The following is a 20,415-nucleotide window of genomic DNA, read 5'->3' as shown; positions in this document are numbered from 1 at the left end:
GTCGGGTGGCCGACACCGACTCGCTCTCGCCGGACGAACGGGTACCGCCGACGTGGACCGAGCCGATCGCCCGGCACGCCAGCCGGCCGATCGGCGGGCCGCTCGGCGAGCACGCCGCGGTCGGGCGGCACTGGTTCTGGACACCGCTGCGGGTCGGCCTGCTGCTCGCGCTGGTCGCGCTGGCGCTGGGCTGGTTCGGCAAGGCCGCGTGCATCCAGCAGTTCAGCAACCCGCCGTCCTGCGCCGCGAACGACAAGGCCTGCCAGCAACAGCAGCGCCTCGAGCTGGACTGGCGGGCCAACCGGCCGTACGTGGCGATGTGCTACTCCGACGTCGTCCCGCTGTACTCGGCGGAGAAGCTCCACGAAGGCGGCTTCCCGTACCAGGTGCACTGGACCGAGGAGCAGAAGGACCACAACGGGCTCACGATCAAGGGGCGGGACGGCAAGCCGCTGACCTACGACCGGTACATGGAGTACCCGGTGCTCACCGGGTTGTTCCAGTGGGCCAACGCGAAGATCACCGACCTGTGGATGGCGGTGTCCGACGAGGGCTGGCTGCCCGGCGCGCTCCCGGTGGCGGTGTACTTCAACATCAGCGCGCTGTGGCTGGCGCTGGCCTGGCTGGTGACCGTGTGGGCGGTCGCGATGTCCGCCGGACGCCGGAAATGGGACGTGGTGCTGGTCGCCGCGTCGCCGCTGGTGATGGTGCACGCGTTCACCAACTTCGACACGCTGGCCACCGCGTTCGCGGCGACCGGGCTGCTGGCCTGGGCGCGCCGAAAACCGGTGCTGGCCGGCGTGCTGCTCGGGCTCGGCGCGGCGGCGAAGCTGTATCCGCTGTTCATCCTCGGACCGCTGCTCGTGCTGTGTCTGCGCGCGGGAAAGATGCGTGCCTGGACGATGGCCGCCGGGGCCGCCGCCGTCACGTGGCTGGCCGTGAACCTGCCGATCGCGCTGGCGTTCCCGCGCGGCTGGTGGGAGTTCTTCCACCGCAACTCGATCAGAGCGGCCGACCCGGACTCGCTGTACAACGTGGTCGCGCACTTCAGCGGGTGGCTCGGGTTCGACGGCAACCTCGGCTCGACCCAGCCGCCGCCGACACCCTCGTGGCTGAACGCGGTCAGCATCGTGCTGTTCCTGGCGTGCTGCGCCGGCATCGCGCTGATCGCGCTGTCCGCGCCGGTGCGCCCGCGCGTGGCGCAGCTGTGCTTCCTGGTGGTGTCGGCGTTCCTGATCACCAACAAGGTGTGGAGCCCGCAGTACTCGCTGTGGCTGGTGCCGCTGGCCGTGCTGGCGATACCTCGGTGGAAGCCCCTGCTCGGCTGGATGCTGATCGACGCGCTGGTCTGGGTGCCGAGAATGATGTTCTACCTCGGGGAGGACAAGAAGGGCCTGCCGCCGGACTGGTTCCTCGGCACGGTCGTGCTGCGTGACCTGGCGGTGATCGCGCTGTGCGTGGCGGTGATCCGTGAGATCTACCGGCCGGCCACCGACAAGGTGCGCCAACTCGGCGACGACGACCCGTGCGGCGGGTTCCTCGACAGTGCGCCGGACCGGTTCGTGATCAACCCGCGGCGGCGGAATCGGTCTTCGGCGGACGCCGCACCGACTGGGACTCCGACCGGGGCCGGATGACGTCGAGCTTCTCGATCGGCTTGGTGGTGCGCAGCCACCTGGCGAACCCGATGCCGGCCGCGAGGTAGACCAGCATCCACAGGTTGTGCAGCACGTGCACGCTGAACCAGCCGGTCACCGGCGCGTACATCCAGCCGGAGACGATCGCCGGGGTCGGCTGGAACGGCATGGGAAACGCGTTCGGCAGCCCGAGGCACACCAGGAAGCCGATCAGCGCGGCGCGCATGCCACGGCTGGTGCCCTTGGCGAACAGCCACACCAGTAGCAGCGCCGGCCACACCCAGTGGTGGTTCCAGGAGAACGGCGAGATCGCGCAGCCGAGCATCCCGACCAGGGCGATCGCCGGGAGCCACTCGCCACGCCGGTACGCGGCGGCGGCCAGCGCCATGCCGGCGACACCGATCACGACCGTGAGGCCGATCCACAGAACGGTCTTGAGCTGGCCGTCGCCGAACGCGCGCAGCAGCACCCCGTTGATCGACTGGTTGCCCGGCTCTGTCGGCACCGCCACCCGGTTGAGGTGCATGAACGTGCCGCCGAACCAGAACCGGCCGGAGCTGGCCGGCGCGAACAGGAAGCCCAGCACAACGGTCGCGGCGAACGTGCCGGTGGCCACCGCCGCCGCCCGGAACTGCCGGGTGATCAGCAGGAACGGGACGAAGATCAGCGGGGTGAGCTTGATCGCCCCGGCGATGCCGACACCGACGCCGGTCCACCGGCCGCGCTTGCCGCACAGGTCGAACACCACCAGCGCGAGCAGCACGATGTTGATCTGCCCGAGGTAGATCGTGATCCGGATCGGGTCGATCCAGATCGCCAGCCCGGCGGCGAACAGGCTCAGCCTGGCCAGCTCGGACCCGCGCGCGGTGGTGAGCCGGCGCAGGCACAGCCGCGCGATCGCGTACAGCAGCACCAGGTCCAGCGCCAGCACCAGCACCTGCACGACCGGGACCGGCAGCACCGCCAGCGGCGCGAACAGCACCGCGGCGAACGGCGGGTAGGTGAACATCAGCGGGCCGAGCACCGGCTGGTCGTAGAGCTGCGCGCCGTGCAGCACGTGGTCACCGCCGGCGCGGTAGACCTGCATATCGATCAAGAGCCAGTTCGCGGTCGGCCAGAGCACGACGGTCAGCAGGTGCAGGGTGACGCAGACGCCGAACACCCACGGACCGGCGGCCGCGAGGCGCGCCGGCATCACCCGGCCAGCTGTGGACAGTCCCCCCATCACACGTCAAGTCAAGCAGGTCGGCTCGCGACCTGATCAGCCGGCTCGCCGTCGGCCTCCTCGTCGACCGTCGATCTCGCCGCGAGGAACGCGAAGAACAGACCGATCAGCAGCGCGGCGCGACCCCACACGCCGACCACCACCGCCTGCGCGGCGAGCCCGTCCTGGATGCCGTCGGGCTTGCCGAAGATGCCCGCCTCGTAATAGACGAAGATGCCGATGCCCATCGCGATATCGGCGAACAGGTACGCGGCGATCCAGCCCCACCGGATGTTCATCAGCACGAACATCGGCAGGATCCACAGCGTGTACTGCGGCGAGTGAACCTTGTGCAGCAACAGGAACCCGCACAGCATCGCGGCCGACACCGCGATCCACGGGTAGGTGCCCTCGCGCTTGTACCGCCGCCAGCCGATCAGGCACGCCACCGCGAACGAGATCACCATCAGCGTCGGCGACAGCACACTGATCAGGGTCTGAGTGCCCGGATTGTCCGAGCCGGGGCGGAAACCCCAGTACCAGATCGAGTTGGTGGTGACGTCCGCGCGGCGCAGCCCCTGGAAGACGAACGACGCCTTCCACCCCTCGAAGCCGAGCACCGCGAACGGCAGGTTGGCCAGCACGACCGTGCCGGCCGCGACGCCGGCCACCCGCAGCGCGCCACGCGTGTCGTACCGCTTGCCGGCGGGCAACTCCAGACCGCCGCGACCGCCGGTGAACACGTAGAACATCAGTGGCAGCACGAAAAGCGCCGGGTACAGCTTGAGTGCGAACCCGAGGCCGAGCAGCACGGCGGCCACGATCGCCCGGTGCATGAGCGGTCTGTGCACGCCGGCTCTGCCCCAGCCGCGGTGCATCACGTAGACGGCGGCGACCGCGGTGGCCACGACCGGCAGATCCCAGTTGTGGAACGCGTACAGGATCAGCGGTGGACCGAGTGCCCACAACAGTGCTCGCCAGCGCGACAGCCGGCCGAGCTGCCAGGCGATCAGCAGCCCGAACGGCGCCAGCAGCAGGCCGGAGAAGAACAGGAACTGCGCGTCGTTGGTGGCCAGGATGGCGCCGGCCCAGATCAGCACGCCGGTCAGTACCGGGTACTCCACGACGCCGCCGACCGGCATGTTCTTCTCGTCCAGCCGACCGTGGATGTACGGGAAGACGTGGTTGTTGATGTCCCGGCCGACCCAGAGGAACGCGATGTCGGAGTAGCAGAACTCGCCGGTGTGCCGGCGCGACAGCTCCGGCTCGCTGCGCCCCTGCGAGTCGAACGACGGGCCGCTGCACCGGTCCTTGTTGAGGAATCCGGCGATCAGCGTCAACCCGCACAGCACGATCAGCAGCACGAGCGCGCCGGTGCCCAGCCGGGCGGCGTTGCTCATGGTGCGCCGAGGGGTCGGGGCGCTGGTCGGTTCCACTGGATGCCCGGGTTTCTTCTGGGGTTCGGTCGACTCGTCGGACTGCACGCTGGTCATCAGGCCAGTGCCTCGCGCAGGTAGGCGATGTCGTCGGCCTGGCCCTCCGAGGGTGTCTCCACCACGACCGGCGCGCCGGCGGCTTCGACCACCGCGACCAGCTGGTCCGCGGCGATCGTGCCCTTCGCGATGTTGGCGTGCCGGTCGCGCCACGAGCCGAACTCGTCACGCGAGCTGTTCAGGTGCACGAGATCGATGCGCCCGGTGATCGCCTTCACCCGGTCCACGATGCCGACCAGGTCCTCACCGGCGGCGAACGCGTGGCAGGTGTCCAGCACGAACCCGGGCTCGTACTCGCCGACGGCGTCCCACAGGCGGGTGATCATCTCCAGGCTGCGCGCCATGGCCTTCTCGCCGCCGGCGGTGTTCTCGATCAAGATCGGCACGTCGAAGCCGCCCGCCTCGGCCTGCCGGGAGAAGAACTTGCGCCAGTTGTCCACCCCGACCTCGGGATCGGCGTCGGCGTCCACGTGCCCGCCGTGCACGACCAGCCCCTTGGCGCCGACCGTCGCGGCACCCGTGGCGTGCTGCGCGACGAGCTTGCGGGACGGGATCCGGATGCGGTTGTTCGTGCTGGCCAGGTTGACCCGGTACGGCGAGTGCACGAAGACGGTGAGGTCCGAGGCCAGCAGCTCGTCGGTCTGCGGGTGCGGTTTGGGCTTCTCCCAACCCTGCGGGTCGGAGAGGAAGAACTGCACCACAGTGGCGTCGCGATCGCGCGCCGCGCCGATCGGGTCGTCGTCCCGGACGTGGGCGCCGATGTCCATGGCCTGCGAGCCTAGTCTGCGTGCCGCGACAGCCCGGCCGGTGGTGGGTACCCTTGACTGGCACTGCTCCACTTGGGGTAACCCGGTCGTCGGTGGTTGGCGTTTGTAACCGTTCAGCCTGGTCACCGTCACTTATCGGCACTACCTTCGTTGACATGTGTAGGGCTACCGGCCGGTAGAGACACGGAGGGCTGACGATGCGGGCGCGAGCGAAGACCTTCTCTGCCGCGATGGCGCTCGTCGTGGGCCTGATGACCGCCGGTCTGCTGGCCAGCTCCGGCACGGCCAACGCCGCCCAGCCGATCGTCGTCGGCGACTGCTCGACAAGTATCAATGGCACCCCTGGCCAGCCGGTGTCCCTGAGCCCGTCGGCGGTCCTGTCACCCGTCGTCAATGTGGCTCGCGCGGTCCCGCTAATCGGCGATGTGCTCGCCGGACAGGTTTCGGGCGCCTTCGCGTCATTGCCGGCAATTCCGATCGGCGCGCTTCCCAATGGGAACAGCTACATCACCGGCGGCACGATCGGCACCGCTGTCGGGAACGCTGTCAAGAACCTCCCGATCCCACTCCTCGGGGGAGTCGTCGGTCAGGTGTTCTCCGGTGTGCAGAGCACGTTGTCCCGCTTGTGCGGCATCGCGGTATCGGGCGCGAACGCGGTGACGGCGCCGATCCAGAACGGCACCGGCGCGATCGCCGACCAGTCCCAGCAGATGCAGCAGCAACTCGGCCTGCCGGTGGGCGCCAAGCCGAAGCCCAACCCCGGCACCCCTCCGACCCAGGGCGGCACCCCGCCGCCGAACGCCGGCCAGCCGTTGCCCGGTACGGGCGCGCCCGGCATGCCGGCGCCGAACTTCCCGGTGATCGGCGGGTTCGCGCCCGGCGCGTTCGGCATGTACGGCTCCGGTTTCGACTTCGGCCGCTCGCCGATGGCCGACTACAGCTCGATCCCGTTCGCCACGCCGGGTGCGTGGGCGCCGTCGCCCGCGTTCCGCTACGGCGGCGGTGTTCCGGGCTACTCGCCGACCTTCGGCATCCTCGGCAACCAGGCCCCGCCGCCGGACGGCGTGCAGGCCGCCGGGCACGCCGAGGCGCTGGAACCGTTGTCCGGCAACGGAAAGGTGGCGCTGCCGGTGCTGCTGGCCGTGCTCGCGCTGTCCGGCCTGACCGCCGCACTGGTGCGCACCTGGGTCCTCCGCCGTTCCCTCACCTGAGGAGAACCGCCTATCCGACTCCACGCAGCCGGGTGTGTTGACCACACCGAGCGAAAGCCACGCTGTGGTCGCCCTCGAAGTCGAGGGCGACCGCCGCCACGCCGAAGGCGTCGACCCAGCCACCCAAGCAACCCGCAGCCCACCAACACCGGCCGGTGACCACTCATTCAAAGCAACCACAGGCCGTTCCGGCGGAGCCGGACGACGGCGGATTTTGCCCGAGTTATAGACTGCGCTCTGTAAGACCCCTCCTGCCACGGAGAGTCCGTGGCCGCGAGTCCACAGGAGGTGAGTGGTCTTCATGCGTCATTACGAGGTAATGGTCATCCTCGACCCCAGTCTCGACGAGCGCACCGTCGCACCGTCGCTGGAGAGCTTCCTCAACGTCATCCGCACTTCGGGCGGAAGCGTGGAGAAGGTCGAAATCTGGGGCAAGCGTCGGTTGTCGTTCGAGATCGCCAAGAACAGCGAGGGCATCTACGCCGTGCTGGATCTCAACGCCGATCCCGACGCGGTGAAGGAGCTGGACCGCCAGCTGTCGCTGAACGAGTCGGTGCTGCGGACCAAGGTCATGCGGCGCGAACCGGCCAAGGCACCAGCCAAGGCGAGCTGATGGCGGGCGAGACGGTAATCACGGTGGTCGGCAACCTGACCGCCGACCCGGAGCTGCGGTTCACCCCGTCCGGCGCCGCGGTGGCGAGCTTCACCGTCGCGTCGACTCCCCGCACGTTCGACAAGAACTCGGGCGAGTGGAAGGACGGCGAGGCACTCTTCCTGCGCTGCTCGATCTGGCGGCAGGCGGCGGAGAACGTGGCCGAGTCGCTCACCCGAGGCGCGCGCGTCGTGGTGCAGGGCAGGCTCAAGCAGCGTTCGTTCGAGACCCGTGAGGGCGAGAAGCGCACGGTCATCGAGATGGACGTCGACGAGGTCGGCCCGTCGCTGAAATACGCGACCGCGAAGGTGAACAAGGTCAGCCGCGGTGGCGGCGGAGGCGGCTTCGGCGGTGGCGGAGGCTCGCAGCAGGGCGGCGGCGCCCCGGCCGACGACCCGTGGGGCTCAGCGCCCCCGGCCGGCGGTGGCGGCGGCGCACAGGGCGGCGGCGGAGGCTTCTCCGACGAGCCCCCGTTCTGATCCGACAGTTCCAGTTCCAGACTTCACGCATTGATTCGGGAGAATGACCGTGGCCAAGCCACCTATTCGTAAGCCTAAAAAGAAGGTCTGTGTCTTCTGCAAGGACGAGAAGAAGAAGCGTCCGGTGGACATCGACTACAAGGACACCACGCTGCTGCGCAAGTACATCTCCGACCGCGGCAAGATCCGCGCTCGTCGGGTGACCGGTAATTGCAGCCAGCACCAGCGCGACGTCGCGATCGCGGTCAAGAACGCCCGCGAGATGGCGCTGCTGCCGTACACCTCGACCGCACGCTGACCAGGAGACCGACATGAAGCTGATCCTCACCGCTGACGTGAGCGGCCTCGGCGGTCCCGGTGACATCGTCGAGGTGAAGAACGGCTACGGCCGCAATTTCCTGCTGCCCCGCGGCCTGGCCATCGTGGCCACCAAGGGCGCCGAGAAGCAGGTCCAGTTGATCCGGCGCTCGCAGGACCAGCGCCGGGTGCGCGACCTGGACCACGCCAAGGAATTGAAGGCGCAGATCGAGGGCGTCAGCCCGGTCGCGCTCAAGGCCAAGGCCGCGTCCGGCTCCGGCAAGCTGTTCGGCTCGGTGACCACGGCCGACGTGGTGACCGCGTTGAAGCGGGCCGGCGGCCCCACGCTGGACAAGCGCACGCTCGAGTTCGAGAAGCACATCAAGAAGGTCGGCAAGCACGCCGTGGCGGCGCGCCTGCACCCGGACGTGACGGTCGTGTTCCACCTGGACGTCACCCCGAACGCCTGACCTGTTCTCACACGTTGCCCCCGGCCATCAGGTCGGGGGCTTCGTCGTGTTCATGAACTCGTCGAGCGCGTCGGGGTCCGCGTACACGTACCGCGACTGTCCGATGTGGACGAACGAGAGCAGGTCGGCCACTTCCCACACGATGTGCGTGTCGTACCAGTCGGTGTCCGGATCGATCGTCCAGGCGTGCAGGATTCCGTTGTGCACGAAGGAAAAACGATCGCCGTCCAGCGTGACGGCCTCGGCCACGGCGCCGGAGATCGCGGCGAGCCGGGACAGCAGACGGTCGTAGGGCACCGGCACGAATCCGCTTTCCGGGTCGACGGTGACCAGCAGCCCGGCACGGTCGAACGCGGCCACCATCACCTCGTCCGGCGCGACCGGCTCGCCCGCCGCCGCGAGCTCGATCGCGACCTCGTCGGCGATCTCCTTGGACACCAGCCCGGCGCGCACCATGCTCGCGGCGATCGGCCTCGCCGGTGACGCACCCCGCACCAAACTCCGCAGCCGGCGCAGATCGTCGTGGTACGGATCGCGCTCGGCGAGCAGTTCGACCGCACGCACCGCGCCGGCCAGCGCACGCGGGCCGCCGATGCGCACCAGCGCCTGGGCGCAGGTCTCCTCGACGTACCGCTCGCGATCGAGAATCGTGAGCACCAGGTCGACCACGCCGTCGTCGGCCGTACCCGCGTGCGCCTCGCCGAGCACCTCCGCAGCCTGCTCGGGGAACAGCGGCCAGTCCGCGCGGGCGTGCGCACCGGCCTTCGCGAGGTCGATGCGGGCCAGCGTCACCAGCGCGCCGCCGGCCGGGCGCGGCACCCGCAGCGCCTCCTCCAGCAGCGGCACGCTGTCCGCACCGCGTTCCACCAGCGCGTCGGCCGCGCTCGAAATCCCATGCGCGCCAACGTTTTCCGCGCACCAACGCAGCGCCCACTCGAAACCGCGCGCGGCGAGCGGCGGGATCGCCTCGACCGGGCGGTAGTCGTCCCGGTCCATCCAGGCGCGCACCTCGTCGGACACCTCGCGGGTGGGCCACGCCTCGGCCGCCCAGTGCAGGAACCACTGCGGGTCCCACGAGTGCTCGCCGCCGGCACGGATCGCGGCGATCCCCTCGCGCGCCAGCCGCAGCATCCTCGGCCCGGCCGCCGACACGCGCAGGTAGCCGCAACTGCCGGCGGCACTGCGGCGGTCCACCTCGTCGCCGTTGTCGAGCAGGTCCAGCAGCCACGGCGTGAGCAGGTCGGCGTGCGCGGCGAACGCGATCCGGCCGAGGTGGTTGAGGTGCAGGTGCGCCTCGCGCCGGCAGACCGGATCGGTGATCACCTCGGCGAGCGCGGCGGCGGCGTGCTCGTCACCGGCGCGGGCCAGCACGATCGCGGCGGCGACACGTTCGACCTCCGGTCCGCCGGCGGCTGTCGCGCGCAGTGTCGCCCGGTCCGCGTCGGTCATTTTGGCGAGCGTTTTGTCCGGTTCGTCGAGCAGATAGACCTCGCTCGGACACGCCACCAACGCCGCCAGTCGAGCCGCCATGAACCCCCCAGCCGTCACCGATCATCCGGCCGATCAGGCTAGTGGCGCGAGGCTCCCGCGACACACCGACGACCGGTTTTCACGCGACACGCCGAGGGAATCGAGGCGAATTTTGTCCCCAACTTATCCACAGGACCTGACCTGCGGAAACTGATCCGATCAACCGAGTTGTCCCCAGGTTGTCCACAGCTTGTCACCCGACCGGGGCAGGTTCTCAGCCGCGCATCCACAGGCTGCCCTCAACCTGTCCCCACGCAGTCCCCAGGACGGTTTGCGCCCCATGGGCAGGCGGACCTAACTTCCGCGCGGGGTGTCGACCGGAGAAATGCGCGAAGGTCGAACGCCCGTTCGATAGAGTGGCGCAAGGCGATGAGTTAGGGGCTGCACGTTGGCGATCACGGACGACCGGGGAGCGGTGCCATCGTCGATGAGCGGCGGTGGTCCCGAACCTTCCCTGGACCGTCAGCCGCCACAGGATCTGGCGGCCGAGCAGTCCGTGCTCGGCGGCATGATGCTGTCCAAGGACGCGATCGCCGACGTGGTCGAGGTGATCGGCCCGACCGACTTCTACCGCCCGGCGCACCAGATCATCTACGACTGCATCCTCGATCTGTACGGGCGCGGCGAGCCGGCCGACCCGATCACCGTGTCCAACGTGCTCGAACGGCAGAACGAGCTGCGCCGGGTGGGCGGCGCGCCGTACCTGCACACGCTGATCGCCACCGTGCCGACCGCCGCGAACGCCGGCTACTACGCGGAGATCGTCTCGGAGAAGGCGGTGCTGCGCCGGCTCGTCGAGGCGGGCACCCGAGTGGTGCAGCTCGGCTACGCCGGCGCGGAGGGCAGCGACGTCAACGAGGTGGTCGACCGCGCGCAGGCGGCGATCTACGACGTCACCGAGCGCCGGATGAGCGAGGACTACGTCGCGCTGGAGGAACTGCTCCAGCCGACCATGGACGAGATCGACGCGATCGCCTCCCGGGACGGCGCTTCTCTCGGTGTGCCAACGGGTTTCGTCGATCTGGACGAGGTGACCAACGGCCTGCACCCCGGCCAGATGATCATCGTCGCGGCCCGTCCCGGTGTCGGCAAGGCGCTGGCGCTGGACACCCCGCTGCCCACCCCGAGCGGCTGGACGACCATGGGCGAGGTCGCGGTCGGCGACGCGCTCGTCGGCCCGGACGGGTACCCGACGCGGGTCGTCGCCGCGACCGAGGTGATGCACGAAAGGCCTTGCTACCAGGTCGAATTCTCCGACGGCGAGTTGCTCGTCGCGGACGCGCAGCACCAGTGGCTCACCGACACCAGCACCGGCCAGCGCGCGATCCGCACCACCGAGGAGATCGCCGGCTCGATGTCGCTGGAGCACTCGGTGCCCAACGCCGATCCGCTGGCCAACGTGGAGCAGCGGCTGCCGGTCGCGCCGTACGTGCTCGGTGTCTGGCTCGCCTCCGGGGTGGGCGCGACGCCGCTGTTCCACGCCGCCGACGACGAGATCGTGCTGCGCGTGGAGGCCGAGGGCGTGCGGGCGACGCGGGTCGCCGGCACACTGCACGAACTGGCGCACGGCGAGCCGTCCCAGCCGTGTGTCCTCGATCGCCTCCAGGGCCTGAACGTGTTGGGGGACAGGCACATTCCCCTCGAGTACCTCCGCGCGTCGGTGTACCAGCGGCGGGCGCTGCTGGCCGGCCTGCTGGACGCCGAGGCGACGATCACCCCCACCGGGGCGGTGCGGCTGGCACTGCCCACCGGGCAGTTGGCCCGCGACGTGCACGATCTGTGCGTCGGCCTCGGGTACACCGGCGAGCTGAGCTCCACCCCGGTCGGCGAGCACACCGCGAGCCACACCGTCACCATCACCACCGACGACGACGTGTTCTCCGTGGAGTGGAAACGCCTGCCGCACAAGCAAACCCGGCCCACTGTCCACAATGGACGGCGGATCGTCGCGGTGCGCGCGGTGGACAGCGTGCCGGTGCGCTGCGTCGAGGTGGACAACGTCGACCACATGTACCTGGCCGGCCGGTCCATGATCCCGACGCACAACTCCACCCTCGGGCTGGACTTCGCCCGGTCCTGCTCGGTGAAGCACGGTTTGACCAGCGTGATCTTCTCGCTGGAAATGAGCCGCACCGAGATCGTGATGCGCATGCTGTCCGCCGAGGCCCGGATCAGGCTCGCCGACATGCGCGGCGGTCGCATGTCCGACGACGACTGGACCAGGCTCGCGCGGCGGATGAGCGAGATCAGCGAGGCGCCGCTGTTCGTCGACGACTCGCCGAACATGACCATGATGGAGATCCGCGCGAAGGCGAGAAGGCTCAAGCAGCGCAACGATCTCAAGCTGATCATTCTCGACTACATGCAGCTGATGACCTCCGGCAAGCGCGTCGAGTCCCGGCAGCAGGAGGTGTCGGAGTTCTCCCGGCAGTTGAAGCTGCTGGCCAAGGAGCTCGAGGTGCCGGTGGTGGCGATCAGTCAGCTGAACCGTGGTCCCGAGCAGCGCACCGACAAGCGCCCGATGCTGGCCGACCTGCGTGAATCCGGATCACTGGAGCAGGACGCCGACATGGTGATGCTGATCCACCGCCCGGACGCCTGGGAGCGCGACGACCCGCGAGCCGGCGAGGCCGACCTGATCCTGGCCAAGCACCGTGCCGGCCCGCAGGCCACGATCACCGTCGCGCACCAGTTGCACTACAGCCGGTTCGCCGACCTCGCCCAGGGTTAGGCGGCCGAATGCGTGCGGGCGTCGTGGTCACGGCACACCCCGGTGTGGAGGACCTCGCCGTGCTGGCCGAGGAGTTGGGCCTGCACAGCTTGTGGGTCAACGACACCCCGATGGTCCACGGCGACCCCTTCGTCGCCCTGGGACTGTGCGCGAAGGCCACCAGCCGCATCAGGCTCGGTGTCGGCGTGACCTCACCGGCGCTGCGCTCGGCCCCGGCCGCCGCGAGCGGGTTCGCCAGCCTCAACGCGCCCGCCGAGATGGCCCAGCTCGCGAAACTCCTCACCTGAGCGAAGCGTCAGGTGAGCACCAGGGGGCCGTCGTCGGTGATCGCGATCGTGTGCTCGCAGTGGGCGGTACGCGAACCGTCGGCCGAGCGGATGGTCCAGCCGTCGGGGTCGAAGACGATCCGGTCGGTGGTGCGGGCGAACCAGGGTTCGAGTGCCAGGGTCATGCCCGCTCGGAGCGTGAGGCCGCGGCCCGCGCGGCCCGAGTTGGGGACATGGGGATCCTCGTGCATCGTCCGTCCGAGCCCGTGGCCGCCGAACTCCGTGTTGATCGGGTAGCCGTGGCCGGTGGCGACCGCCTCGATCGCCGCCGAGATGTCGCCCAGCCGGTTGCCCGGCCTCGCGGCCTCGATGCCGGCGGCGAGCGCTTCTTCGGTCGCGCGGAGGAGTCGCAGGTCATCGTCGGCCGGCGTGCCCACGATGACGGTGCGGGCGGCGTCCGCGACCCAGCCGTCGATCCCGACCGCGAAGTCCATGGTGAGCATGTCCCCGTCGCGCAGCGCGTAGTCGTGGGGCAGTCCGTGGAGCACCGCGTCGTTGACCGACAGGCAGATGACGTTGCGGAACGGGCCGCGCCCGAAGGACGGGGCGTAGTCCCAGTAGCAGGATCGCGCTCCGCGCTGGCGGATCCGGCCCCGGACGTGGTGTTCCAGGTCGAGGAGGTTGACACCCACGTCGGCGAGTTCGCCGAGCTCGGACAGGATCTGGGCGACGAACCGCCCGGTGGTGCGCATTCGCTCGATCTCCGTGGGCGACTTCAACTCGATCATGGGCACCCTCACGCCGTCGGTATAATAATACCAACGTAGCGCTTGCGGTATTAAAATACCAGTCGTATTCTGGTGCCGTGGTTCGCAATCCGCTCACGCCCGAACAGATCGAGGCCGGCAGGCGTCTCGGACGGCTGCTGCGTGCGGCGCGAGCGGACCGCGATCTCGGTGAGGTGGCATGCGCGGCCGGCATGTCGTCGGAGACCTTGCGCAAGATCGAGACCGGTCGGCTCCCGACCCCCTCGTTCGGCACGATCGCCTGCCTCAGCGAGGTACTCGACCTGCCGATACAGGACCTGGCCGCCGCATGGCGCGATGGCCTGCGGCTCGACGCGGCCTCCTAATCAGGGACCGGTCCCTGATTAGGTGCGCACACTGAGCGCATGACCGAGCCGGCACCGCGTCCGAAGCGCCCGCCCGCGCTGATCGCCGCCCTCGTTGTTCTGCCACTGGCGGCTCTGCTGTTCGGCATGACCGCGTCGAACCTCGGTGGGCCGGGAAGTCAGGAGACGGGCCTCCCTTCAGTGGCCGTGCTGATCTCCCTGCTGGCGATTCGGTTCAACTGGGCCCGCGCGACCTCGGTCGCCGTGCTGGCCTTCCTGACGATCCAGTGGCTGCCGGGCGCAGTCGAGAACGTGGACCACGAGACGATGGGGCAGGCCGCGACCTACGTCCTGATCGGCACAGCGCTCTTCGCGGCCGGCGCAGTCCTGGTTTATCTGCCCCCGTCGAACCAGTACTACCGACAGGCCGCCGAGCTCAGGTCGACTACGACGCCTCGGCCGCCGCATGGGCAGCCTCGAACGGCGCGCGGTCGAAGATGATCTGGATGTGCGTGATCTTGCCGTCCCGCACGGTGATCCGCTCCGCGCCCGGCGCGCTGGCCACCGGGATCGTCACCGTGTCGTACATGATCAACGCGGTCTCGTCGTCGCCGAACGCGGCCAGCATTCGCGCCTCCCGCATGATCTGCACGAACGGCCCGAAGAACTCGCGGAACGCGTCCGCGCCTTCCACGCGCCCGGCCGGCGCGTCGCACACGATGTCGTCGGCGACATAGGTCATCGCGTGCTCGAAGTCGTGCGCGCTCCAGGCGCGGTGGTAGGCGAGCACGGTGTCCAGGGCGGGGCTGTTACTCATGGTGATTCCTTTCCGTTCGGTCCTTGCACCTGTATTGACACCACCCGGGCGGCGAACGGAACGGTCGGTGCGAACTGACACGATGCTCCGGTGCGCGACGATGACTTCCGCGAGCTCACCGAGCCCTACCGGCGCGAGTTGCTGCTGCACTGCTACCGGATGCTCGGCTCACTGACCGACGCCGAGGACGTGCTGCAGGAGACGCTGCTCGCGGCGTGGCGCGGCATCGGCGACTTCGCCGGCCGGTCCTCGCCGCGCACCTGGCTCTACCGGATCGCCACCAACCGCTGCCTGAACGCGATGCGGGACGCGCGCCGCCGCCGGCCGCCCGAGCCGGTGCCGCCGTTCGATGCGCCGGAGCCCAACCGCCGCTCCGAGATCACCTGGCTGCAGCCGTACCCGGACGCGCTGCTCGAGCCCGAAATCCGTTACACCGCAAAGGAATCCGTGGAGCTGGCGTTCATCGCCGGACTGCAGCGCCTCCCGCCGAGGCAGACCGCGGCGCTCGTGCTCCGGGACGTGCTGGGCTTCCCGCTCGACGAGGTGGCGCGGATGCTGGACACCGGCGACACCGCCGTGAAGGGGCTGCTGCAGCGGGCCCGCGCGGCACTCGACCAGGACACCACCGAGCCGCGGCCGGCCTCCGCCGAGGAGCAGGACCTCGGCCGGCGGTTCGCCGACGCGCTCACCTCCGACGACGTCGACGGCGTGATCGAATTGCTCACCGATCAGGCATGGCTCACGATGCCGCCGGCGCCGCACGAGTACCACGGCCGGGACGCGATCGCCGCGTTCATGCGGGCCGACCTGAACTGGGTCGCGCACCGCCGCTTCGAGTTGACCCCGACGCGGGCCAACACGCAGCCCGCGTTCACCAGCCGCATCATCGCGCCGGGCGAGCCGGCGATCGACGCCGGCCTGTTCGTGCTCACCCTGAGCGGCACCCGAATCGCCGGTATCACCCGGTTCTTCGCCCACGCGCCGGCGGACCTGTTCAGCTAGTCGGCCGCCAGCCCGGTGGCGGGTCCTCGCCGACCCGGCCGTCGACGGCCTCGCGCAGCAGGTCGGCGTGCCCGGTGTGCCGGCCGTACTCCTCGATCAGGTCGCAGATCAGGCGGCGCAGGCTGGCGTGTCGGCCGTCCGGCCCGGACACGTGCACGGACTGGTCGAGCCCGCCGACCACGAGTGCGGCGGACAGCCGCGCCCGGGAGCGTTCGACCGCGCCGTCCCACAGCGCGTACAGCTCTGCCGGCGGATCGTCCTCGGCGGAGGTGAACGGCCAGTCGAAGTCGTGGCCCTGCCAGGGCGGGCCGATCGGCTCGCCACTCAGCTTGGTCCGGGACACGTGCTCCTCGACCGCGGCCAGGTGCTTGAGCAGACCGCCGAGGGTCAGCGAAGACGCGCCGATCCGGGTGCGCAGCCCGGCCTCGTCGAGACCGTCGGCCTTCCACCGGAACGTCGCGCGCATCCGCTCCAGCGCGCCGAGCAGGTGCTCCACCTCGGTCCCGGCAAGCGGCGGCTCCCACGGGGTGTCGCTCATGGCGGACACCGTAACCCGGTTGCCCGCCAGGCGATCCACCGTGACACTGCGATGCCGTGGAACCCGTGACACTGCGCACCGAGCGGCCGGAGCTGCGCCCGTTCACCCCCGACGACGCCGACGCCGTGTACCTGGCCTGCCAGGATCCCGACATCCAGCGATTCACGCCGATGGGCAAACCGTTCCTGCGCGTGGACGCCGAGCGGGCGCGTGGCCGGGATCGCCGCCGGTCTCCACCATGGCCAGCGCCATGTATCTAGACACACACCCAGCAGTACAGCCGATCGCCGCGTTGCTTGGCCGTTTTGGCAAGCGTGGCAAGGAGTTCCACCACCTCGGCGAGATCCGCGGGGTCGACCAGACCCAAGCCGCCTGCCGGCCCACCTACCTGCGGCCCACCTACCCGACTTCGCGCAGCCGGGTGTGTTGACCGCACCGAGCGCAAACCACGCCGAGGTCGAACCGACGGCCGTGACAACTTCGCGGCAAGCACACCTGGCGGACGCGTAGCCTGCTCCACTGTGGACTCCACGAACGACGCGCCGACCGGGGTGGGGCGCACGGCGCTGGCGGTGGCCGCCATGCGGGCCTCCGAGAGCGCCCGGCCGGACCGGCTGTTCGACGACCCGTACGCGCGGGCGTTTCTGGCCGCCGCGCCGGACATGGTGGAGGAGTACCGGGCGGCGGCGAACAACCCCACCGAACTGGTGACCGCGTTGATCGAGCACGGGACCGTCCGCACCCGGTTCTTCGACGAATACCTGCTCAAGGCGTGCGCCGGGGGCTGCCGCCAGGTCGTGTTGCTCGCCGCCGGGTTGGACACGCGGGCGTTCCGGCTGCCCTGGCCGGACGGCGTGCGGCTGTTCGAAGTGGACACCCCCGAGGTGCTGTCGTTCAAGCACCGGGTGCTCGACGGGGCTGGCGCTTCCCCGACGTGCCAACGGTTCGCGGTCCAGGCGGATCTCCGTGAGAACTGGAGCGCCGCGCTCACCGGGCAGGGTTTCGACCCGTCCGTGCCGACCGCGTGGCTCGCCGAGGGGCTGCTGATCTACCTGACCGCCGAGGAGACCGCGGCACTGCTCGGCACCGTCGGCGAGCTGTCCACACTGGACAGTCGGCTGGCCATGGAGCACCAGGACGACGCGGGGATCTCGATGCTGGACCGGGCGCACACCGATCCGGCCATGGCCGGGTACGCCGCACTGTGGCGCGGCGGGCTCGGCGAGCGGCTGCCGTCCTGGCTCGCCGAGCACGGCTGGGCCACGACCTGGCATCGAGCCACCGACCTGGACTACGGCCGCGCGTTCGAGGGCATTCCGGGCGAGGGGTTCGTCGAGGCGAACCGACTGCCGCGGTCGGGCGTGTAGAGCCGGGGGACGAAGGGGAGGACCATGGCGACGGTCGTGTCGGAGTCGGTGGAACGTGACACGCGGCTGGGCCGCGCCTGGTACGCCAACCCGTACGTGCAGGCCGCCGGGCTGTTCGCGCTGGTGCGCGTGGTCGGGGTGGCGATCCTGTGGCTGCTCGCCGACCAGCACAACCGCAAGATCATCGACCTGCTCACCGCGTGGGACGGCGACTGGTACCTCGGCCTCGCCGAGCACGGGTACGCCGACCTGCCCAGCAACTTCCTCGACGCGGCCGGCAACCACACCGAGCACACCGCGCTCGCGTTCTTCCCCGCGTACCCGAAGCTGGTCGACTTCGTGCACACGGTCACCGGCATCGGGCTGGAGCCGTCCGGCGTGATCGTCAGCGCGCTGGCCGGGATCGCCGCGGCGCTCGGGATCTACCGGATCGGCGCGCGGCTGGACGGGCGGCACCGGGTGGGGCTGCTGCTGGTGGCGCTGTGGGCGGGCGCGCCGCTGGCGATCTCGCTGTCCATGACCTACACCGAGGCGCTGTTCACCGCCCTCGCCGCGTGGGCGCTGGTCGGCGTGCTGGAGCAGCGCTGGCTGCTGGCCGGATTGTGTTGTGCCGCGGCGGGTCTGGCGCGCCCGTCGGCGAGCGTGCTGGTCGCCGTGGTGGGCATCGCCGCGCTGATCGCGGTGATCAACGGGCGCCGGCGGCCGTGGGCGATCGCCTGCATGGTGCTGTGCCCGCTGGGGCTGATCGGCTGGTGGTCCTACGTCGCGGGGAAGACCGGCAACCTGTTGGGCTGGTTCGAGATCCAGCGCATCGGGTGGGGCTTCGAGTTCGACGGCGGGCAGGAGTCGTGGAAGTTCCTCGGGCACGTGCTGGCGTCCGGCAGCTCGCTGATGGAGACGGTCAACGTGCTGGTCATGATCGGCGGGATCGTGTTGACCGTGCTGGCCGCGATCCAGCGCGTGCCGTGGCCGCTGGTCGCGTACTCGGCCGGCATCGTGATCATGGTGATCGGCGCGTCCGGCATCACCTTCGCCAAGGCGCGCTTCATGATCCCCGGCTTCACGCTGCTGATCCCGATCGCGCTCGGGCTCGCCAACCGCAAGTTGCCGACCGCTGTCGCGGCGACCGCCGGGGTCGTGCTGCTCGGCTGCTGGCTGTCCGCCTACGCCCTGACCGGGTGGAAATTCGCCGTCTGACGAAACCTGTGACCGCAGGTCCATAGTGGACGACCCGCCATCTGGCAAAAGATCACCGGTACGGGTGGTGCCTGGCTCTTGAACTGTCAAGGGTGTACACGGAAGGCTCGTACCCACTGCAGGGGCTTCCTTCGGCGGAAGGTACGGGTACCGATGAGCACCGTCGCCGCGGTGGCACCGGCCCTGGCCGGAACGATCTGGGACGAGCTGGTCGCCGACTTTCCAGCCGGCGTCATGCTGCTGGACGAACGTGGCCAGGTGCTGGCCGCGAACAGCCAGGCCGGTGAACAGCTTGGCATCACACCGACGGATCTGCTGGACGGGCGGGTCCCGGACGGGTGGGTGGCGCGCGACGACTTCGGCAAGAGACTGCCGTCCACGCACCGGCTCGCGAACCAGGTGCTGCGCGCGGACGTCACGACGCGCATGCCGGTGGTGATCACGATCGACGGCCGGCCGCACAGCCACCTGATCGCGGAGATCCGCCCGCTGGCCCACCGCGGCCGGCCGAGGCTGCTGCTGTTCCTGCGCCCGGTGCACCGCGATGTCGCGCACACCGCCGGGCTCCTCGACCCGCTGACCGGGCTGCCGGCGCGTCCGGTGCTGCTGGACCGGCTCGAGCAGTCACTGATCCGCGCCCGCACGCACGGGCACGAGACCACCCTCGTGCTCGCCGACCTGTGCGGCATGTCGGAGATCAACGAGCGGGTGGGCTTCGACCGCGGCGACGAGCTGCTGACCGTGACCGCGCGCCGGCTGCGCGACGGTGTGCGGGCCGATCACACGGTGGCCAGGCTGGCCGGCTCGACGTTCGCGATCCTGGCCGATCACCCGCACGGGACCGGCGAACCGGTCGCCGACCGGGTGCGCGAGCTGATCGAGGTGCCGGTGGCGCTCGGCAGGATCTCGTTGTGCCCCAAGGTGAACACGGGCTGGGCGACCAGTGACGGCACGGCGACCGTGCTGGAGATGATCACCCAGGCTGAACGTCCGCGGTAGCCGGATCAGGACTGCCAGGCGCCGTCGATCCGCGCGGCGACGTCGATGTCCCGTGCCGCCTTGATCTTCGGCTTGTCGATCTCGCGGGCCACGTACTTCGCCACGAACCGGCGGATCTCCTCGTCCACCGAGGCGGCGTACCGCATCATCGTGGCGCGCAGCCCCTCGGCGCGCACGGACACCACGACGTTCTCCTTGGTCGGCGGCTCCACGTCGATCACCACGCGCAGCGGCTCGGCGGCGCGGGCGGTGATCGTCAGCCGGACCTCGACGTCGGCGCGGAACCGGTGCGCGCCGCCGAGGTTGATGGTCAGCAGCAGGTCGACCGGAATGGTGAGCAGGAACGCGACGTGCTCTCTGGTCAGCGGGCGGACCGTGGCGGCGCCGACCTTGCCGGACGCGCTCACCTGCGCGATCTTGCCCGGCCCCGCGCCGATCGGGCCGAACTCGATCGGCTCGCCGGCCAGGCCGGCCACCGCGCCGAGAATCCGCTCCTCGGTGACCGCGTGCTCGAAGAACCGCCGGCCGAACTCCTCGTAGCTGCAGTAATCCACGCGCCCAGTACAGCACCCGGACCGCCAGCCAACCCACGAGAGCCACGCTGAGGTCGGCTGAGATAGTCGAGGGCGACCGCCGCCACGCAGCTC

At 69.9% G+C, this 20,415-nt stretch carries 23 protein-coding genes; 15 read left to right on the top strand and 8 right to left on the bottom strand.

The annotated features are described in order from the left end of the window. Window positions 1-5: 5 nt before the first annotated feature. Window positions 6-1,637, top strand: coding sequence for a glycosyltransferase family 87 protein (locus EV193_RS17175; RefSeq protein WP_130345368.1), 1,632 nt, complete (start codon window positions 6-8; stop codon window positions 1,635-1,637). Here EV193_RS17175 and EV193_RS17170 read toward each other — a convergent pair. The 3 genes from EV193_RS17170 to EV193_RS17160 are packed head-to-tail and all read right to left on the bottom strand — an operon-like array spanning window position 1,567 to window position 5,101. Beyond that, window positions 1,567-2,862 carry a glycosyltransferase 87 family protein gene (locus tag EV193_RS17170; protein ID WP_242613485.1) on the bottom strand — a complete coding sequence of 432 codons (1,296 nt, stop codon included), beginning with the start codon at window positions 2,860-2,862 and terminating at the stop codon, window positions 1,567-1,569. The genes EV193_RS17175 and EV193_RS17170 overlap by 71 nt on opposite strands. Before the next feature lie 11 nt (window positions 2,863-2,873). Further along, on the bottom strand, window positions 2,874-4,334 hold the full coding sequence (locus EV193_RS17165; RefSeq protein ID WP_341273170.1) for a glycosyltransferase family 87 protein: 1,461 nt from the start codon (window positions 4,332-4,334) through the stop codon (window positions 2,874-2,876). Beyond that, on the bottom strand, window positions 4,334-5,101 hold the full coding sequence (locus EV193_RS17160; RefSeq protein WP_130345144.1) for a deoxyribonuclease IV: 768 nt from the start codon (window positions 5,099-5,101) through the stop codon (window positions 4,334-4,336). The genes EV193_RS17165 and EV193_RS17160 overlap by 1 nt, the downstream gene beginning before the upstream one ends. Window positions 5,102-5,298: 197 nt before the next feature. Between EV193_RS17160 and EV193_RS17155 the strand changes: the two genes are divergently transcribed. The 5 genes from EV193_RS17155 to rplI all read left to right on the top strand — a co-directional run bounded on the left by EV193_RS17155 (window position 5,299) and on the right by rplI (window position 8,210). After that, window positions 5,299-6,312, top strand: coding sequence for a hypothetical protein (locus EV193_RS17155; RefSeq protein ID WP_130345143.1), 1,014 nt, complete (start codon window positions 5,299-5,301; stop codon window positions 6,310-6,312). A gap of 301 nt (window positions 6,313-6,613) precedes the next feature. After that, window positions 6,614-6,925 (top strand): 30S ribosomal protein S6, encoded by a 312-nt coding sequence (rpsF, locus tag EV193_RS17150; protein ID WP_130345142.1) that lies wholly within the window; start codon window positions 6,614-6,616, stop codon window positions 6,923-6,925. Then, entirely contained in the window at window positions 6,925-7,443 is a 519-nt protein-coding gene (locus EV193_RS17145) for a single-stranded DNA-binding protein (RefSeq protein ID WP_130345141.1), read from the top strand. Before rpsF ends, EV193_RS17145 begins: the two co-directional genes overlap by 1 nt. A gap of 49 nt (window positions 7,444-7,492) precedes the next feature. After that, window positions 7,493-7,741 carry a 30S ribosomal protein S18 gene (gene rpsR / locus EV193_RS17140; protein WP_130345366.1) on the top strand — a complete coding sequence of 83 codons (249 nt, stop codon included), beginning with the start codon at window positions 7,493-7,495 and terminating at the stop codon, window positions 7,739-7,741. Between the two features lie 13 nt (window positions 7,742-7,754). Beyond that, window positions 7,755-8,210: a 50S ribosomal protein L9 gene (rplI, locus tag EV193_RS17135; RefSeq protein ID WP_130345140.1), complete on the top strand. Its 456-nt coding sequence runs from the start codon at window positions 7,755-7,757 to the stop codon at window positions 8,208-8,210. 27 nt (window positions 8,211-8,237) lie between these two features. Here rplI and EV193_RS17130 read toward each other — a convergent pair whose 3' ends face one another. Then, on the bottom strand, window positions 8,238-9,740 hold the full coding sequence (locus tag EV193_RS17130; RefSeq protein ID WP_130345139.1) for a TniB family NTP-binding protein: 1,503 nt from the start codon (window positions 9,738-9,740) through the stop codon (window positions 8,238-8,240). A gap of 388 nt (window positions 9,741-10,128) precedes the next feature. Between EV193_RS17130 and dnaB the strand changes: the two genes are divergently transcribed. Then, window positions 10,129-12,471 (top strand): replicative DNA helicase, encoded by a 2,343-nt coding sequence (dnaB, locus tag EV193_RS17125; protein WP_423202175.1) that lies wholly within the window; start codon window positions 10,129-10,131, stop codon window positions 12,469-12,471. Between the two features lie 8 nt (window positions 12,472-12,479). Beyond that, window positions 12,480-12,758: an LLM class flavin-dependent oxidoreductase gene (locus EV193_RS17120; RefSeq protein WP_242613451.1), complete on the top strand. Its 279-nt coding sequence runs from the start codon at window positions 12,480-12,482 to the stop codon at window positions 12,756-12,758. An 8-nt stretch (window positions 12,759-12,766) separates the two neighbouring features. Here the strand turns inward: EV193_RS17120 and map are convergent, their stop codons facing one another. Then, window positions 12,767-13,525, bottom strand: coding sequence for a type I methionyl aminopeptidase (gene map, locus EV193_RS17115; RefSeq protein ID WP_130345137.1), 759 nt, complete (start codon window positions 13,523-13,525; stop codon window positions 12,767-12,769). A gap of 77 nt (window positions 13,526-13,602) precedes the next feature. On the opposite strand from map, the gene EV193_RS17110 reads away from it, so the two are divergent. Both EV193_RS17110 and EV193_RS17105 read left to right on the top strand, forming a co-directional pair. Next, window positions 13,603-13,869, top strand: a complete 267-nt coding sequence (locus EV193_RS17110) for a helix-turn-helix transcriptional regulator (protein ID WP_130345136.1) — start codon at window positions 13,603-13,605, stop codon at window positions 13,867-13,869. Between the two features lie 39 nt (window positions 13,870-13,908). Further along, window positions 13,909-14,349: a hypothetical protein gene (locus EV193_RS17105; RefSeq protein WP_130345135.1), complete on the top strand. Its 441-nt coding sequence runs from the start codon at window positions 13,909-13,911 to the stop codon at window positions 14,347-14,349. Here EV193_RS17105 and EV193_RS17100 read toward each other — a convergent pair. Further along, window positions 14,294-14,665, bottom strand: a complete 372-nt coding sequence (locus tag EV193_RS17100; protein ID WP_130345134.1) for a nuclear transport factor 2 family protein — start codon at window positions 14,663-14,665, stop codon at window positions 14,294-14,296. The genes EV193_RS17105 and EV193_RS17100 overlap by 56 nt on opposite strands. Before the next feature lie 90 nt (window positions 14,666-14,755). Here EV193_RS17100 and EV193_RS17095 point away from each other — a divergent pair, with 90 nt between their 5' ends. Beyond that, on the top strand, window positions 14,756-15,667 hold the full coding sequence (locus EV193_RS17095) for an RNA polymerase subunit sigma-70 (RefSeq protein ID WP_130345133.1): 912 nt from the start codon (window positions 14,756-14,758) through the stop codon (window positions 15,665-15,667). Here EV193_RS17095 and EV193_RS17090 read toward each other — a convergent pair. After that, window positions 15,660-16,205, bottom strand: coding sequence for a DinB family protein (locus tag EV193_RS17090; protein WP_130345132.1), 546 nt, complete (start codon window positions 16,203-16,205; stop codon window positions 15,660-15,662). The two genes, EV193_RS17095 and EV193_RS17090, sit on opposite strands and share 8 nt — an antisense overlap. Before the next feature lie 56 nt (window positions 16,206-16,261). Here EV193_RS17090 and EV193_RS33360 point away from each other — a divergent pair, with 56 nt between their 5' ends. From EV193_RS33360 to EV193_RS17075, 4 genes are all read left to right on the top strand, one after another. Next, the gene (locus EV193_RS33360; RefSeq protein WP_165401381.1) at window positions 16,262-16,465 is read left to right on the top strand and encodes a GNAT family N-acetyltransferase; all 204 of its coding nucleotides are present in this window, start codon (window positions 16,262-16,264) and stop codon (window positions 16,463-16,465) included. Window positions 16,466-16,726: 261 nt separating this feature from the next. After that, window positions 16,727-17,572 carry an SAM-dependent methyltransferase gene (locus tag EV193_RS17085; protein WP_207222678.1) on the top strand — a complete coding sequence of 282 codons (846 nt, stop codon included), beginning with the start codon at window positions 16,727-16,729 and terminating at the stop codon, window positions 17,570-17,572. Between the two features lie 24 nt (window positions 17,573-17,596). Continuing rightward, window positions 17,597-18,769: a hypothetical protein gene (locus EV193_RS17080; RefSeq protein WP_242613450.1), complete on the top strand. Its 1,173-nt coding sequence runs from the start codon at window positions 17,597-17,599 to the stop codon at window positions 18,767-18,769. A gap of 153 nt (window positions 18,770-18,922) precedes the next feature. Continuing rightward, the gene (locus EV193_RS17075; protein ID WP_130345131.1) at window positions 18,923-19,768 is read left to right on the top strand and encodes a GGDEF domain-containing protein; all 846 of its coding nucleotides are present in this window, start codon (window positions 18,923-18,925) and stop codon (window positions 19,766-19,768) included. 5 nt (window positions 19,769-19,773) lie between these two features. Here EV193_RS17075 and EV193_RS17070 read toward each other — a convergent pair whose 3' ends face one another. Continuing rightward, complete coding sequence (locus tag EV193_RS17070) at window positions 19,774-20,322, bottom strand: hypothetical protein (protein WP_130345130.1); 549 nt, start codon at window positions 20,320-20,322, stop codon at window positions 19,774-19,776. Window positions 20,323-20,415: the final 93 nt, after the last annotated feature.

Source organism: Herbihabitans rhizosphaerae (assembly GCF_004216555.1).
Taxonomy (GTDB): domain Bacteria; phylum Actinomycetota; class Actinomycetes; order Mycobacteriales; family Pseudonocardiaceae; genus Herbihabitans; species Herbihabitans rhizosphaerae.
The sequence above is the reverse complement of the archived record's forward strand: the minus strand, read 5'-3'. Positions and strand labels throughout refer to the sequence as shown.